Raw genomic sequence first — 15,556 nt, forward strand, 5'->3', positions numbered from 1 at the left:
CCCGGAAACGGCGGCGCCCCACCGACACAGGTGCGGAATGCTCGCGACCGGCTCCCCCTCGGACCGCTGCAGCGATGGACAGTAATAAGGCGGCCACGGCACGTTAAGCTCGGCACCGGACCGCGCCCGTGGCGGCGGACACCGGCGCGAGGATCAGCCGGTCCCCGGCCACCTTCGCCCGCCGTGCACCGATGCGATCAGGGTGTGACGGACGAGTCGACCTGTACGCCGGGTTCTGTCCCTGCCTGCGGCAGGGGGCGGCCATCCATCTCGGCCTGCCGTCGCCGGCAGGCTCCAGCGGTCCACCCGCAGGCTCGGGCGGGCAGCCCTCGAACGCCTGCGCAGGCCCGTGGGCCCTTTTGACCTTGCTCCGGGTGGGGTTTACCGAGCCGCCCCGGTCACCCGGGGCGCTGGTGGGCTCTTACCCCACCGTTTCACCCTTACCCTGCTGGGCGGTTTGTTTTCTGTGGCACTTTCCCGCGGGTCACCCCGGGTTGCCGTTAGCAACCACCCTGCCCTGTGGAGCCCGGACGTTCCTCGGCGGCGCCGCGAAACGCAGCACCGACGCGGCCGCCCGGTCGACTCGTCCGTCGCACTGTCTATCCTATGCCGACCATGGACCTCCCAGACATCGCGCTCCTGTCGGCCGCCGGGCTGGCCGCCGGCGCCGTCAACGCGATCGCCGGCGGCGGGTCGCTCATCACGTTCCCCGCGCTGATCGCGACCGGGTTGGGGTCGGTGCCGGCGAACGTCACCAACTCGATCTCGGTCTTCCCCGGATACGTCGCCGCCGTCTACGGCAGCCGCACCGACCTCGCCGACCTCGCCCGCGACAGTTCGAAACGCACGCTGCTGTCCCTCGTGCCGACGTCGATCGTGGCGGCGAGTCTCGGGTGCGCCCTCCTGCTGGCGACGCCGGAGGCCGCGTTCGACCTCGTCGTCCCGTTTCTGGTACTGGCGGCCGCCGCCGTCCTGGCGTTCCAGGACCGGCTCCGGCGGCTGGTCGGGCACCCCAAGGACCTCTCCCCCGGCCGGCGCAGGCTCAGCCTGCACGCGATGGTCTTCCTCGGCTCGCTCTACGGCGGATACTTCGGTGCGGCCCTCGGCGTCATGCTGGTCGCCGCGCTCGGCCTGGTCCTCGACCAGTCGATGGCACGCATCAGCGCACTCAAGAATGTCATCTCGGCGCTCGGCGGCCTGGTGACGGTGTGCGCCTTCGCCCTGTTCGGTCCGGTCGACTGGGCCGACGTCCTGGTCGTCGCGCCGACCGCGGTGGTCGGCGGTTACCTCGGCGCACGGCTGGCCCGCCGGCTGCCGAGCCGGGTGCTGAAGGCGCTGGTCGTGGTGTTCGGCGTGACGGTCGGCCTGGTGCTGCTCTACCGAGCCTTCTTCTAGGCCAGGTGCGCCGTCTCGTTGACGGTACGCACCGCGACTCCCCCGTCGGGCCACGAGTCCACGACCGACAGCCCGGCGGGGTCGAGGTACAGCCGGTGCAGGAACGAGTCCCCGGCCGCCAGCGCGTCACGCAGCAGCAGCTTGATCGGGGTCACGTGGCTCACGACGGCGATCTGCCGACCGGCGTGCTGCTCCTGGAGGCGCCGCACGGCCCGCCGCACCCGCATGGTGACCTGCTGGAACGACTCGCCTCCGGGCGGCGCCACGGCGGTGGAGGAGAGCCAGCGGTCGAGCTCGGCGGGGAACTTGGCGCGGACCTCGGCGAAGGTCAGCCCCTCCCACTCGCCGAAGTCGCACTCGACCAGGTCGTCGTCGACGACCACCGGCACGTCGCCGAACGTGGCGGCGGTCTGGCGGCAGCGCCGCAACGGCGAGGTGACGACGACCTCGATCGAGGGTGCGACGGCGAGCGCCCGGGCGGCGGCAGCGGCAGCCTGCTCCTGGCCGCGGTCGGAGAGCGGGACGTCCCCGCGGCCGGAATACCGCTTCTCGGCGGTAAACGGCGTCTCCCCGTGCCGGACCAGCACCATCCGCAGCGGCGACTCGGTCGACGGCGGCGCCCAGGACCGGGTCTGCGCCGACGGCGCCGGAGCGGGGATCTCGGGAGCCGGAGCGGCCGCACCGTCCATGGCCGCGTTCGCCAGGCGGTCGGCGTCCTTGTTCTGCTCCCGGGGAATCCACGAGTAGCGGACGGTCCGGAACTGCTTGGCCAGCGCCGCCGCCTCGGCCGCCAGAGGGCGCAGCCCGGGGTGCTTGATCTGCCAGCGCCCCGACATCTGCTCGACGACGAGCTTGGAGTCCATCCGGACGTCGACCTCGTCGGCGCCCAGCTCCGAGGCTGCCCGCAGCCCGGCGACCAGCCCGGTGTACTCCGCGACGTTGTTGGTCGTCACGCCCAGCGCGCCCTGGCGCTCGGCGAGCACCTCGCCGCTCTCGGAGCGCACGACGGCGCCGTAGCCGGCCGGGCCGGGGTTGCCCCGCGACCCGCCGTCCGCCTCGACGATCACGCGCATCCGGTCAGAGCCCCGATTCGGCGGTCCGGACCAGGATGCGGCGGCACTCCTCGCACCGGACGACCTCGTCGGCCGGTGCCGCCTTGACCCGGGCCTTGTCACCGCCGGCCAGCTCGATGCGGCAGCCCTCGCACCGGCCGAGGCGGAGCATCGCGGCGCCGATGCCGCCGCTGCTCTCCCGGATCCGGTCGTAGAGCGAGACCAGGTCGGCGGGCAGGTCGGCGGCGAGCGGCCGGCGGCCGGCCTGGCGGAACTCCTCGTCCTTCGCGATCCCGGCCAGGGTCTCGTTGCGGCGGCGCTCGGTCTCCTCCCGCGTGGTGCGCGCGGCGGTGAGCCGGCCGACAACCTCGTCGAGGGCGGCCTGCGCGGTCTCCCGCTGCTCCATCAGCTCCAGCTCGGCGTCCTCGAGCTCGCTCTGGCGCCGGTTGAGCGTGGCGATCTCGTGCTGGAGCGCCTCCAGCTCGCGGGACGGGCCGGTGCCGGTGTCGAGGCGGGCCTGGTCCTTGTCCTTGCGGGCGCGGACCTGCTCGACGTCGCGCTCGAGGCGGCTGATGTCGCGGTCCAGGTCGTCGACGGCGACCTGGGCGCGGACCCGTTCGTCCTCCAAAGTGGACAGCTCGCGCGCCAGCCGGTCCAGCTCGGCGTGCTCGGGCAGCGCCTTGCGCTTGTGGGCGAGCTGGGTCAACGCGATGTCGATCGCCTGCAGGTCCAGCAGCCGCCGCTGCGCTTCCGGATCAGCTTTCACGAAGGAGTCCTCCACAGAGTCCAAGGAGACGTGTCCACATCGGACACGATCGTCTCCACGCCGGCCTCGGTCCGCAGGAACGCCGCGACGTCGTCGAGCCACGGCCGCTCCGACGCCCAGTGCGTGACGTCGATGAGGGCCGGTCCGCCACCGGCCAGATGTTCCTGCGCCGGATGGTGGCGCAGATCCGCGGTCAAGTATGCGTCAACGCCGGCCCGCACGGCATCGGCCAGGAACGCGTCACCGGATCCGCCGGACACGGCCACCGTGGTGACGGGCGTGGATGGGTCCCCTGATGCCCGTACACCTCCGGGCAGAACGGCGGCGGCGAGCCCGACGAACTCGGCCAGGGTCACCGGCGCGGGCAGCGTGCCGATCCGGCCGTGCCCGCGGGAAGGCTCGTCGGGTGACGGTCGCAGCGGGCGGACGTCGCGCAGGCCGAGGCGGGCCGCCAGGGCGTCGGAGACGCCGGGGTTCGCGACGTCGCCGTTGGTGTGGGCGGTGTAGAGCGCGATGCCGGACCGGATCATCCGGTGGACGATGCGCCCCTTGTAGGTCGTGGGTGCCAGGGTCGAGACACCACGCAACAGCAGCGGGTGGTGGGTGAACATGAGGTCGGCGCCGGCAGTCGCCGCCTCCTCGACGGTGGCCGGATCACAGTCGACGGCCAGGAGGACCTTGGTGACGGGGGCGTCGGGCTCGCCCAGGACGAACCCGACACGGTCCCAGTCCTCGGCCCAGGACACGGGGTAGCGCTGCTCCAGCAGCCGCACCAGTTCGGCGACGCGCACGGCGTGACGTTACTCCACGCCGCCCGAACCGGCGACGCGTTGGGCGTGGATGGCCGGATGCTCGTCGAGTGCCATGAGCGGCAGTTCCCACGGGAACTCCTCCACCAGCCGATCGCCCTGGCCGGGCGCGTGCAGCCGGATGACGTCCTCGCCGTAGAGGACGGTCACGCCCCACGAGCGGAGCCGGTCGATCGACTCGCCGAACGCCGGGTGGGCGGCCATCGCGGCGTTGGTGAACGGCAGGGCCACGATCGGCAGCCCCATGCCGATGCCCTCGACGAGCATGCCCAGCGCCAGGGTGTCGGCGATGCCGGCGGCCCACTTGTTGATGGTGTTGACGGTCGCCGGCGCGACGATCATCGCATCGGCCGCCGGAAGGATGTCGGGGTCACCGGGGTATTTGTACCGGTGCCGGACGGGATGCCCGGTCTGTAGCACGATGCGGGGAACGTCGAGCCACTTCAGTGCGTCGGGTGTGGCGACCACGCAGACGTCCCAGCCCCGCTGTCGAGCGAGCGAGACCAGCTTGCCAACCCCTTGGGTGCTCGGGGAGCCGCACACCACGGCGTAAAGGACAGGTCCGGACATGCCGGCATTGTGCACTGCGTTCAGACGCCGACGCTCATATGTTCGGCAAGTTCGGCGACCGAAGCTGACGGAGTGCCCCGGGTGCGGCGTAGCACGTCGCTGAGCACCTCGTGGGCCAGCGGCCGGCAACGGATCTCGGACGGGGCGAGCCGGTCGCCCTCCAGCAGCATCTCGCTGGCCACGTCGATGTCGCCGATCAGCGCCCGGGCACGGGCCTGGTCGAGGAAGTGGTGCGCCCGGCGCTCCGGCAGCAGCGCGTTGAACCCTTCGAGGTCCAGCCGTTCATGCACTTCCACCGCCATACGGCCCTCGCCGAGCTCGACGGCGGCGGCCGCGCGGTGCAGCTGGACATTTGTCGGGCCGAAGCAGGTCCAGTAGTAGTTGGCGTCGCCGTCGAGACCCCGGGACGCCTCCTCGGCACCGGCCAGCAGGTCGCGGACCGTCGCGCCGTCGCCGATCCGGGCCGCCGCCATGGCACCCTGCAACAGCAACTGGCCATAAACGGAGAGCCGTTCGGGCGAGCTGTCGTTGCCGGCGGTACCGGGTGCGAGCCGGTTGGCGATGTTGACGTTGATCTCCAGGGCCGGGCGGGCCCGCCCCAGGGCGAGCAGCGCCATCGCGACCCGCGTGGTGGCCACACCGGCGAGCAGCTGGTCACCGGCACGCTGGGAGACAGCGATCGAGCGGTCGGCGGCGAGCCAGGACAGCTCGTGCTCGCCGAGCTTGCGCAGCACCGACGACGAGATCTGGTAGACCTGCCCGAGCAGGTGGGCGGCCTCCCTCGCGTGCGGGCCGTCGTTGTAGGCGGTGTCGGCGGCCTGCGCCTCCCGCAGGAGGCGGGGCAGGGTCCGGGCGAGCGCGCCGTACTTCGCGTGCTGAAAGGACAGCCAGGCGTGGGTGACCGCCTTGCGCATCTCGCTCAGCGGCGGCGGCTCCGGCGGGGCGTAGAAGAAGGCGCTGATCTGGTCATACCGCTCCAGCGCCGCGCGGATCTCCTCGACCTCGACCTGGTCGACCCCGTTAGGGTTCTCGGGACGGCGCTCCGGATCCTTGCCGAGCAGCAGCTGCACGTCGAGCTGCAACACATCGGCGATCTCATACACGACGGAGAACTTGTCGAGCCGGCGCACCCCGCGCTCCACCTTGTCGACCCAGCTCTTCGACTTGCCGAGCCGATCGGCGAAGACCTGCTGCGACATCTTGCGCCGGTTCCGCCAGTACGCCACGCGGCGGCCGATGGGCAGCTCATCCACGTCGCTCACCTCCGGAGGTCACCCGCTCGGTCGAAATCGCACGGTTTGTGCGGTTCCACCGGCACACCTGCTCATAAGTTCCGAGATGCAAGTTGCAGCCCCCGTCGCCAAGACCAACGACGCACACAGCGTCCGGTAACGCGACGTGGTGTCGTACGCACTTCCGAGTGATCCCGCCTGGCAGGAGGCGTTCATGCTCGCTTGGGAACGGTTCAAGCTCCGCAAAGCGGCCGTTGAGTACACCGCGCACGGCTGGCCGGTGCGGCCCGGCGCGGCGCTGGTCGGCGGGCACGCCGGACGGCACTCGCGGCGGCGCCGCTTCGACTGCGGCGAGGCCGGCTGCCCGACGGTGGCCTGCCACCCGACGCCCCTGCCGCCGACCGCCTCGCCCGAGGTGGCCGCCGCGCACTGGCGCGCCCGGCCGTACAGCGTGCTGTTCCCGACCGGGCACGCGTTCGACGTGCTGGAGGTGCCGGCCGCACTGGGCCGGGCCGCGCTGCTCGGCGACGGGTTCGTCGCGGCGCGCGGGCCGGTCGCGGTGGCTCCCGGCGGGCGTTGGATGTTTCTGGTACTTCCCGGCCACGGCGTCCTGCCGGAACTGGCCCAGCAGCCCGAGGTCGTGCTGCACGGTCCGGATTCCTGGGTGCCCGCACCGCCGAGCCCGCAGTTCGGCGGGCGGGTGCGCTGGGAGCTGCCGCCCGACGCCCACGGCTGGCGGCCCGCTGAGCCGTATGCCGTGCAGGCGCTCATGCTCGACGCTCTCGGGGCCGGTCCGTCGACCGCCTCCGATCGGCGCACCACATGGCGTGCGGCGGCATAACTGGGCATGCATTGGCTACGCTTCCTGCCGGGGTCCGTACCGAAACCTCGCTCGGCCGATCCTGCACGAATATTCACGTGCAGAATTCAGGCCAATGCCCAAGGTAGCGTCGCTGTAGCCCTAAGTCGACCCTTGTAACTCAACCGATGTACTCAAGAGATAGGCAGTCGCCTACTCATCATTAGGGTGTTGATCTACTCTATTGATCGACTTCCTGAGTGATGGCCCCGCCGATCACTCACGGACCGAGACGTCGACCGTGGCCACGACCCTCCGCAGGCCGTCGGACAGCTTGCGATCCGGGACCTCCATCGGCTCCGCCGCCGGGTCGGCCCGGACGATCCGGCCGCCGTCGGGCAGACGCACGCCACGCGCGGCGAGCAGTGCCGTGAGCGCGCCGCGTGCGATCTGCGCCGCGTCGTCCTGCTCGGCCCACACCTGCAGGCCGAGGTGCCACCGTACCGCACGGGCCCACGGCATCCGAGAGGCCACCGGCTCCCCCACCGCCTCCACGAGCAGCACGGGCGCCGCGTCGACCACGTCGTCCGGGCGGGTCGTCACCAGCGTCACGCCCGCCAGGTGCTCCTGCGCGCCGAGGTACGCCATGACCAGCGCGACAGCGTCGGGTGGCATCTTCCTGCACGGCCCTTCGATGGGATTGTGGTGCAACGTCCAGCACAACGGCCGGCGCGCTGCCGGTCGCGTCGGCACAGATACATTTCATGTTCCCCGAAGAAAGGATTCATCAACCTCGGGAGAAACGGCGTGTCGTGTCGCATGGTCCGGCATTTCTCGGCCGCGGCGCGCCGACGCCTCGACAGCACCGCAACCATGCGCTATAACTCCAGATCCTGCCCCATGATGACATCGGCGATACCCGATCATCGTGCGTTCCCCGAATCGGTAGACAGAATGTCGAGCCGATCAAGGTCGCGGCGGCTCCGTCCGGCCGGGCACATTCCGGCTTGGCACCGCCGTCCTGGCGGATCGTCCGAGCTCCTGCGGCGTGTCGCGCGGGACGGCGGCTTCGGCCGGGCGGCTCCTGGCGCGCAATTGCGCCCTGGCAAATGGACCGCGAGGGCCAATTCGGCGGCGGATCCGGCCGGACCGCACACCCCGACACCGCCTGTTTCATCCGCGGCCCGGACAGCGGCGAAAGGAACCGCCACGGCCGGGGTGAATGAGCACGTCACCCGTCGGTGGCGGCCCGCCGCACGGCACCCGGACGGGTGACGGCAATGAACGAGGGCCGTACCCCGATCGGGGTACGGCCCTCGTCGCGACGACCTTGTTACAAGGTCACGAGTCGCCACCGGTCTCGCCGACCGGCGCGGCGTTGACGTCGTCGATCGCGTACTTCTTCGCCGCCTCCGCCGGGGCCGAGGCCGGGACCTCACCGCGGCGGGCGAGCTGACGCAGCGTGGCGACCACGATCGACTCGGCGTCGACGTGGAAGTGGCGGCGCAGCGCGTGACGCGTGTCGGACAGGCCGAAGCCGTCGGTGCCCAGCGAGGTGTAGTCGTTCGGCACCCAGCGGGCGATCAGGTCCGGCACCGCCCGCATGAAGTCACTGACGGCGACGACCGGGCCGGCGGTGTCCTGGAGGACCTGTGTCACGTACGGCACCCGGGGTTCCTCGGACGGGTGCAGCAGGTTGTGCTCCTCCGCCTGTACCGCATCCCGGCGCAGCTCCGTCCAGGACGTCGCGGACCAGACGTCGGCCGCCACGCCCCATTCCTCGGCGAGGAGCTTCTGCGCCTTGAGCGCCCACTGCATGCCCGTGCCCGAGGCCAGCAGCTGCGCCTTGGGGCCCTCCTGGACCGGCGCCGCCTGGTACCGGTACAGACCCCGCAGCAGACCCTCCACGTCGACGCCCTCGGGCTCGGCGGGCTGGAAGATCGGCTCGTTGTAGATGGTCAGGTAGTAGATGAGGTCCTCGGGGGTCTCACCGTACATACGGTTGACCGCGTTCTCGGTGATGTGCGCGATCTCGTACGCGAACGCGGGGTCGTAGGCCACGACGGCCGGGTTGGTCGCCGCGATGAGCAGCGAGTGGCCGTCCTCGTGCTGCAGGCCCTCACCGTTGAGCGTGGTGCGCCCGGCGGTCGCCCCCAGCAGGAAGCCACGGGCCATCTGGTCGGCGGCCGCCCAGATGCCGTCGGCGGTGCGCTGGAAGCCGAACATCGAGTAGAAGATGTAGACCGGGATGATCGGCTGGCCGTGTGTCGCGTAGCTGGTGGCGGCGGCGGTGAACGAGGCGACCGAGCCGGCCTCGTTGATGCCCTCGTGCAGGATCTGGCCGCCGGTGGACTCGCGGTACGACAGGAACAACTCCCGGTCGACCGGCGTGTAGTTCTGCCCGTGCGGCGAGTAGATCTTCGCCGTCGGGAAGAGCGAGTCCATGCCGAAGGTCCGGGCCTCGTCGGGGATGACCGGCACCCACCGGTTGCCCATGCCCTTGTCGCGCATCAGGTCCTTGAGCATGCGGACGAACGCCATCGTCGTGGCGACCTTCTGCTTGCCGGAGCCGCGCTTGATGTCGCCGTAGACCTTCGAGTCGGGCAGCTGGAGCGGGATGTGGGTGGTGCGCCGCTGCGGCACCGGACCGCCCAGCGTGGCCCGCCGCTCGCGCATGTACTGCATCTCGTCGGAGTTCTCGTCGGGCCGGTAGTAGGGCACCGCATACGGGTTGTCGCCGATCGCGCTGTCCGGGATGTCGAGATACAGCCGGTCGCGGAAGTCCTTGACGTCCTGGAGCGTGAGCTTCTTCATCTGGTGGGTCGCGTTGCGGCCCTCGAAGTGCGAGCCCAGCGTCCAGCCCTTGATCGTCTTGGCGAGGATGACCGTCGGCTGGCCGGTGTGCTCGGTGGCCGCCTTGTACGCCGCGTAGAGCTTGCGGTAGTCGTGGCCACCCCGCTTGAGGTTCCAGATCTGGTCGTCGCTGAGGTGCTCGACCATCTTGCGGGTGCGCGGGTCACGGCCGAAGAAGTGCTCGCGGACGTAGGCACCGGACTCCGCCTTGAACGTCTGGTAGTCGCCGTCGGGCGTGACGTTCATCAGGTTGACCAGCGCACCGTCGGTGTCGGCGGCGAGCAGCGGGTCCCACTCACGGCCCCAGACGACCTTGATCACGTTCCAGCCGGCGCCCCGGAAGAAGGCCTCCAGCTCCTGCATGATCTTGCCGTTGCCGCGGACCGGGCCGTCGAGGCGCTGCAGGTTGCAGTTGATCACGAAGGTGAGGTTGTCGAGCTCCTCGCGGGCCGCGACGCCGATCGCGCCGAGGGTCTCCGGCTCGTCCATCTCGCCGTCGCCCAGGAACGCCCATACGTGCTGGCCGGACGTGTCCTTGAAGCCCCGGTTGTGCAGGTATCGGTTGAAACGCGCCTGGTAGATCGCGTTGATGCCGCCGAGGCCCATGGAGACCGTCGGGAACTCCCAGAAGCTCGGCATGAGCCGCGGGTGCGGGTAGCTGGGCAGACCGCCGCCGAGGCCGCGGTGCGACAACTCCTGGCGGAACCCGTCGAGCTGCTGCTCGCTGAGCCGGCCCTCCATGAACGCCCGCGCATACATGCCCGGGGAGGCGTGACCCTGGAAGAAGACCTGGTCACCGCCGCCCGGGTGGTCCTTGCCGCGGAAGAAGTGGTTGAAGCCGACCTCGTAGAGGCTGGCGGCACTCGCGAAGGTCGAGATGTGACCGCCGACACCCACGTCGGGACGCTGGGCGCGCTGGACGAGCATCGCGGCGTTCCACCGGATGTAGGCGCGGATGCGCCGCTCGACGTGCTCGTCACCCGGGAACCAGGGCTCACGCTCCGGCGGGATGGTGTTGATGTAGTCGGTGGTGGTGAGCGGCGGGACGCCGACCTGTCGCTCCCGGGCACGCTCCAGCAGGCGCAGCATCACGTATCGGGCGCGCTTGGTGCCGCGCTCGTCGATAACTCCATCCAGCGACTCGACCCATTCGGTGGTCTCCTCAGGGTCGATGTCCGGCAGTTGACTCGGCAGGCCGTCGCTGATCACTGGGCGCTTGCGTTCGGTGGACACAGGCGTTCCTTCTAATTGCTCGCGACCGGAGGACGACGGCATGGCGCGCTGCGACCGGTCTGGGTGGCCTCTGGGGTGTGGCTCGCTGGTTCATGGCCGTTGTGTGAGCCCATGTCCCATCCTGCCTGCCCCTCGTGCCGTCCGTCACGTCTACGGGACACCAACTGCGACGCGCGACACGATACCCATGGGTAACTTCTCGCCGAGAACTTCTGTGGTGTTTCGCTATTGACGGGACGGCGACTCATTCAGTATTCCAGCCTCTCACGTCGGTTACGGTGCCGCCCGTGTCCGACAACTCCTCCGGCAACTCCGCCTGGTGGCTCCTGCTCCCCTGCGGCATCGTCACGGTCGCCGTGATCATCGCCGTGGTCGCCGTCGTCGCGGTGATCCGCAAGGCGACCCGGCCGGCGGTCCACCACCTCCGCAGCGGCGCGGGCCCGTCCGTGCACCACGACCACGACCCGCTCGGACCGAACTGGGTTCCCGGCAACCACCCGCCGCCGTCCTCGTCGTCTCACGACTCAGGTCCGTCGTTCCATTCGTATGGCCATACGATCCACCATGACCATCATCACCACGCCGGCTCGGGCTGGTCGTCGAACGACTCGGGATCGAGCTGGAGCGACTCCGGCTCGAGCTCCAGCTCCGGTTCCAGCGACTCGGGCTCCAGCGACTCCGGCTCCAGCTCCAGCGACTGATGGGGCCTGCGACACTGTGCCGATGCACACCGAGGTCATCACCGTCCGGACCGGCTCGCGGCCGGTCGTCCGGGACATCACCGACGAGGCGAACCGCTTCGTGGCGGGGCAGGGCGACGGGCTGCTGCACGTCTTCGTCCCGCACGCGACCGCCGGTGTGGCGATCATCGAGACCGGCGCCGGCAGCGACGACGACCTCCTGCGTGCCCTCGACGACGTGCTGCCGGCCGACGACCGCTGGCGGCACCGGCACGGCTCCCCCGGCCACGGCCGGGACCACGTCATGCCGGCGTTCGTCGCGCCGTATGCGACCCTGCCGGTCGTCGGCGGTCGCCTCGCCCTGGGCACCTGGCAGTCGATCTGCCTGGTGGACCCCAACGGCGACAACACCACCCGCCAGGTCCGCTTCTCGTTCCTGCGGGGATGAAGCCTGAATGAACCGCGTTTCTGCACGGCCTTCGGGCCGTGGCGCGTGAGGATTGATGTCGTGATCGAGCGCCGCGTCGCCGTCGTGTTCCTCGTCGACCCCCAGGGCCGGCTCCTCATGCAACACCGTGATCGGCACGCCAAGGTGTCACCGAACCAGTGGGCCATGCCCGGCGGCAAGATCGAAGACGGCGAAACGCCGATCGACGCGGCCCGCCGGGAGGTGCTGGAGGAGACCGGCCTGACCGCCGACGTGCTGGAGCACTACGACACCCGCACCCGGCCGTCGGTGTCCACCGTGGACGGCCTGGTGGAGATGCACGTGTTCTGCGGGCCGACCGACGCCACCCAGGACGACGTGGTGCTCGGCGAGGGGCAGGCGATGGTGTTCCTCACACCCGAGGAGGCGCTTTCGCGCGACCTGGGCGTGACCGCCGCGGCTCTGGTGCCGGGTTTCCTCGACTCCCCGCAGTACAGAGCCCTTGCGGAGCGCGGGGAGGCGTAGCCGCAAGGCATCGGATCCGCCCGGATGGACGGGTCAGAGTGGCATCCGATGACCGTTTTCGGCCATGCTGTCGAGCGTGACCACCCCTCAGGATCTCGACGAGCGCTTCCGTGCGGAGCTTGCCGGGCTTGTCGCCACCACGGTCATCCGGGACCTCGACGAGCCGGTGCGGGACGACACCGCACTCACCGGCACGCAGGCCCGGGCGCTCTACGACGCCCAATCCACGAGCCGCCACCTCGACCTCGCCGCCCGGTGGCTGCGCAGCTTCGACGCCGGTTACTACACGATCGGCTCGTCCGGTCACGAGGGAAACGCCGCGGTCGCGGCCGCGCTGCGCCCGACCGACCCGGCCCTGCTGCACTACCGCTCCGGCGGCTTCTACTGCATGCGCGCCGGTCAGGTCGCCGGCAGCGACCCGGTCCGTGACGTGCTGCGCGGGGTGGTCGCCTCGTCGCGGGAGCCGATCGCCGGCGGCCGGCACAAGGTCTTCGGCCACGCCGACCTGCACGTCATCCCGACCACGTCGACGATCGCCTCACACCTGCCGCGGGCGGTCGGCGTGGCGTACGCGCTGGGCCGCGGCCGCCGGGTCAACCCGCATGCCAACGGGCACGGCTGGCCCGCGGACGCCGTCGTCGTGTGCTCCTTCGGCGACGCCTCGGTCAACCACGCCGCCGCCACCGCGGCGTTCAACACCGCCGGCTGGTGCGACCACGTCGGCATCAAGCTGCCGCTGCTGTTCGTCTGCGAGGACAACGGCCTCGGGATCAGCGTCCGCTCGCCCGACGGCTGGGTCACCGCCGCCCTGCAGAGCCGGCCCGGCGTGCGGTACTACGCGGCCGACGGCTGTGACAGCGCCGCCACCTACGACCGGGCCGCGGAGGCGGCGGCGTGGGTCCGGCGGTATCGCAGGCCCGCCGTCCTGCACCTGACCACGGTCCGGCTGATGGGCCACGCCGGCGCCGACGCCGAGATGGCCTACCGCTCGCCGGTCGACATCGCCGCCGACCTGGCCCGCGACCCGCTGGTGCGCACCGCAAGGCTGCTCGTCGACGCGGGGGTGGCGACCCCGGCCGAGCTGATGGCCCGCTACGACGAGCTGGGCTGGGAGGTGCGCCGGGTCGCCGAGGAGGTGCTCGGCGAGCCGAAGCTGGCCAGCGCCTCGGAGGTCACCGCCCCGCTGGCGCCCCGCCGGCCGGTGCGGGTGTCGCGGGCGGTCAGCGACGCGGCCACCCAGCTGATCGACGAGGAGGACGGCGACGTCGCCTCGATCGGTGACGACCTGGAGTTCACGCCCGCCGGTGCCGCCGCGCCGCGGATGGCGGGCGGCGAGCCGCTGTGGGCCCTCGGCGAGGCGCCTTCCGCCGGTCAGCCCGGTGCCGCCGCGCCGGACGGCACCGACGAGGTCCCGGACGAGCCCGCGCGCGAGGACGGGGATGGTTCCGGGGATGATTCCCCGGTGCCTTCCGAGGTCGCCGCCGACGACGAGGACGAATGGCCCGAGCCTGCCGGTGAGCCCGCCGCCGAGGAGGTTCCCGAGGGCGTCGACGCCGCCGCTACGGTCCCGAACGGACGGCCCGGCGGCAACGGGCACCCGCCGACCCGCGCCGCCGCCTTCAACGGCCGCCTGCCCGAGCGGGCCGGTCCGCTGACCCTCGCCCAGACCATCAACGCGACCCTGACGGACGCGATGCTGGCATATCCGCAGATGGTCCTCTTCGGCGAGGACATCGCCGCGAAGGGCGGCGTCTACGGGGTCACCAAGGGCCTGCGGGACCGGTTCGGCGGCACCCGGGTCTTCGACACCCTCCTCGACGAGACCAGCATCCTCGGCCTCGGCCTCGGCGCCGGGCTGGCCGGCATGCTGCCGGTGCCCGAGATCCAGTACCTGGCCTACCTCCACAACGCCGAGGACCAGCTGCGCGGCGAGGCCGCCACCATGCAGTTCTTCTCGCAGGGCGCCTTCCACAACCCGATGGTCGTGCGGGTCGCCGGCCTGGCGTACCAGCTCGGCTTCGGCGGGCACTTCCACAACGACAACGCCCTGGCCGTGCTCCGCGACATCCCGGGCCTGGTCGTCGCCGCACCCGCCCGGGCCGAGGACGCCGCGCCGATGCTGCGCACGTGCCTGGCCAGCGCCATCGTCGACGGCAGCGTCTGCGTCTTCCTGGAGCCGATCGCGCTGTACCACACCCGCGACCTGCACTCCGAGAACGACGATTGGTGGCTGTCCGACTACGCACCGCCGAGCGAATGGTCCGCCATCCATGTGCCGATCGGCCGCGCCAGGGCGTACGCCAGCGGGCCCAACGACGACCTGACGATCATCACCTTCGGCAACGGGGTGCGGCTGTCGCTGCGGGCCGCCGCCCGGCTCGCCGGGGAGGGCATCGCCTGCCGGGTCGTCGACCTGCGGTGGCTCGCGCCGCTGCCGGTCGGCGACATCATCAAGCACGCCTCGGACACCGGCCGGGTGCTGGTCGTGGACGAGACCCGCCGCTCGGGCGGCGTCGGCGAGGGGATCATCGCGGCCCTGGTCGACGCCGGATACGTCGGGGTCGCCCGGCGCGTGGCCGCCGTCGACTCGTTCGTGCCGCTCGGACCGGCCGCCAACCACATCCTGGTGTCCGAGGAACAGGTCGTCCAGGGCGCGAGATCCCTGTTGGCCCGGTAACTTGGACCGATAGTTTTTCGATCGCATCGGTGCGCCACTTGCGTTGACGGCCCGTACTGTGTGGACTACGCGCTAACAGTGGTGTTTCGACAGGAGGCAGTGGACAGTGAACGCGACCGCGGGTCAGGCCGAGGTGAAGAGCCTGGCGGACCGGTTCGGAGTCGAACCGGGCATGGTCGTTATGGAGATGGGGTACGACGACGACGTCGACCAGGATCTCCGCGACGTCCTGATCGACCGGTGCGGGGAACTGGTTGACGAGGAGACCGACGAGGTCGTCGACGTGGTGCTGCTCTGGTGGCGCGACGACGACGGCGACCTGGTCGAGACGCTCATCGACGCGCTCGGCCCACTGGCGGACAACGGCGTGGTGTGGCTACTCACGCCCAAGGCCGGCCGCCCGGGACACGTCGAGCCGAGCGAGATCAACGAGTCGGCGCCCACCGCGGGGTTGCAGCAGACCTCCACGGTCAACGCCGGCAAGGACTGGACCGCCGCGCGCCTCGTCGCGCCCCGCGCCGCCAGGTCTCGCCGCTGA

At 71.0% G+C, this 15,556-nt stretch carries 14 protein-coding genes and 1 other RNA gene; 7 read left to right on the forward strand and 8 right to left on the reverse strand.

Annotated features, from left to right (window positions below):
- Positions 1-208: 208 nt before the first annotated feature.
- Positions 209-586, reverse strand: an RNA gene (rnpB, locus tag Dfulv_RS39815) — RNase P RNA component class A.
- A 29-nt stretch (positions 587-615) separates the two neighbouring features.
- Between rnpB and Dfulv_RS39820 the strand changes: the two genes are divergently transcribed.
- Positions 616-1,395, forward strand: a complete 780-nt coding sequence (locus tag Dfulv_RS39820) for a sulfite exporter TauE/SafE family protein (RefSeq protein ID WP_259858976.1) — start codon at positions 616-618, stop codon at positions 1,393-1,395.
- Here Dfulv_RS39820 and Dfulv_RS39825 read toward each other — a convergent pair.
- Genes Dfulv_RS39825 through Dfulv_RS39845 form a run of 5 tightly spaced genes read right to left on the reverse strand, consistent with a single transcriptional unit; the run spans position 1,392 to position 5,845 of the window.
- Positions 1,392-2,468: a bifunctional RNase H/acid phosphatase gene (locus Dfulv_RS39825; RefSeq protein ID WP_259858977.1), complete on the reverse strand. Its 1,077-nt coding sequence runs from the start codon at positions 2,466-2,468 to the stop codon at positions 1,392-1,394. The two genes, Dfulv_RS39820 and Dfulv_RS39825, sit on opposite strands and share 4 nt — an antisense overlap.
- A 4-nt stretch (positions 2,469-2,472) precedes the next feature.
- Positions 2,473-3,213, reverse strand: a complete 741-nt coding sequence (locus Dfulv_RS39830; RefSeq protein WP_259858978.1) for a zinc ribbon domain-containing protein — start codon at positions 3,211-3,213, stop codon at positions 2,473-2,475.
- The gene (locus tag Dfulv_RS39835) at positions 3,210-4,004 is read right to left on the reverse strand and encodes a Nif3-like dinuclear metal center hexameric protein (RefSeq protein ID WP_259858979.1); all 795 of its coding nucleotides are present in this window, start codon (positions 4,002-4,004) and stop codon (positions 3,210-3,212) included. The genes Dfulv_RS39830 and Dfulv_RS39835 overlap by 4 nt, the downstream gene beginning before the upstream one ends.
- A gap of 9 nt (positions 4,005-4,013) precedes the next feature.
- The gene (locus tag Dfulv_RS39840) at positions 4,014-4,592 is read right to left on the reverse strand and encodes a flavoprotein (RefSeq protein WP_259858980.1); all 579 of its coding nucleotides are present in this window, start codon (positions 4,590-4,592) and stop codon (positions 4,014-4,016) included.
- Positions 4,593-4,612: 20 nt separating this feature from the next.
- The gene (locus Dfulv_RS39845; protein ID WP_259858981.1) at positions 4,613-5,845 is read right to left on the reverse strand and encodes a helix-turn-helix domain-containing protein; all 1,233 of its coding nucleotides are present in this window, start codon (positions 5,843-5,845) and stop codon (positions 4,613-4,615) included.
- A gap of 193 nt (positions 5,846-6,038) precedes the next feature.
- Between Dfulv_RS39845 and Dfulv_RS39850 the strand changes: the two genes are divergently transcribed.
- A complete protein-coding gene (locus Dfulv_RS39850) occupies positions 6,039-6,665 on the forward strand; it encodes a bifunctional DNA primase/polymerase (protein ID WP_259858982.1) in 627 nt (208 codons plus the stop codon).
- Positions 6,666-6,899: 234 nt separating this feature from the next.
- On the opposite strand, the gene Dfulv_RS39855 is transcribed toward Dfulv_RS39850, so the two are convergent.
- Positions 6,900-7,298: a hypothetical protein gene (locus Dfulv_RS39855; RefSeq protein WP_259858983.1), complete on the reverse strand. Its 399-nt coding sequence runs from the start codon at positions 7,296-7,298 to the stop codon at positions 6,900-6,902.
- Positions 7,299-7,964: 666 nt separating this feature from the next.
- Entirely contained in the window at positions 7,965-10,709 is a 2,745-nt protein-coding gene (gene aceE / locus Dfulv_RS39860; protein WP_319805720.1) for a pyruvate dehydrogenase (acetyl-transferring), homodimeric type, read from the reverse strand.
- 287 nt (positions 10,710-10,996) lie between these two features.
- Between aceE and Dfulv_RS39865 the strand changes: the two genes are divergently transcribed.
- The 5 genes from Dfulv_RS39865 (at position 10,997) to Dfulv_RS39885 (ending at position 15,556) form a co-directional block, all read left to right on the forward strand.
- Positions 10,997-11,410: a hypothetical protein gene (locus tag Dfulv_RS39865; RefSeq protein WP_259858984.1), complete on the forward strand. Its 414-nt coding sequence runs from the start codon at positions 10,997-10,999 to the stop codon at positions 11,408-11,410.
- A gap of 22 nt (positions 11,411-11,432) precedes the next feature.
- Entirely contained in the window at positions 11,433-11,837 is a 405-nt protein-coding gene (locus tag Dfulv_RS39870) for a YjbQ family protein (protein ID WP_259858985.1), read from the forward strand.
- 60 nt (positions 11,838-11,897) lie between these two features.
- The gene (locus Dfulv_RS39875; protein ID WP_259858986.1) at positions 11,898-12,341 is read left to right on the forward strand and encodes an NUDIX hydrolase; all 444 of its coding nucleotides are present in this window, start codon (positions 11,898-11,900) and stop codon (positions 12,339-12,341) included.
- Positions 12,342-12,405: 64 nt separating this feature from the next.
- Positions 12,406-15,018, forward strand: coding sequence for a thiamine pyrophosphate-dependent enzyme (locus tag Dfulv_RS39880; protein ID WP_259858987.1), 2,613 nt, complete (start codon positions 12,406-12,408; stop codon positions 15,016-15,018).
- A gap of 106 nt (positions 15,019-15,124) precedes the next feature.
- Positions 15,125-15,556: a DUF3052 domain-containing protein gene (locus Dfulv_RS39885; protein WP_259858988.1), complete on the forward strand. Its 432-nt coding sequence runs from the start codon at positions 15,125-15,127 to the stop codon at positions 15,554-15,556.

The organism is Dactylosporangium fulvum (assembly GCF_025137375.1).
GTDB lineage: Bacteria > Actinomycetota > Actinomycetes > Mycobacteriales > Micromonosporaceae > Dactylosporangium > Dactylosporangium fulvum.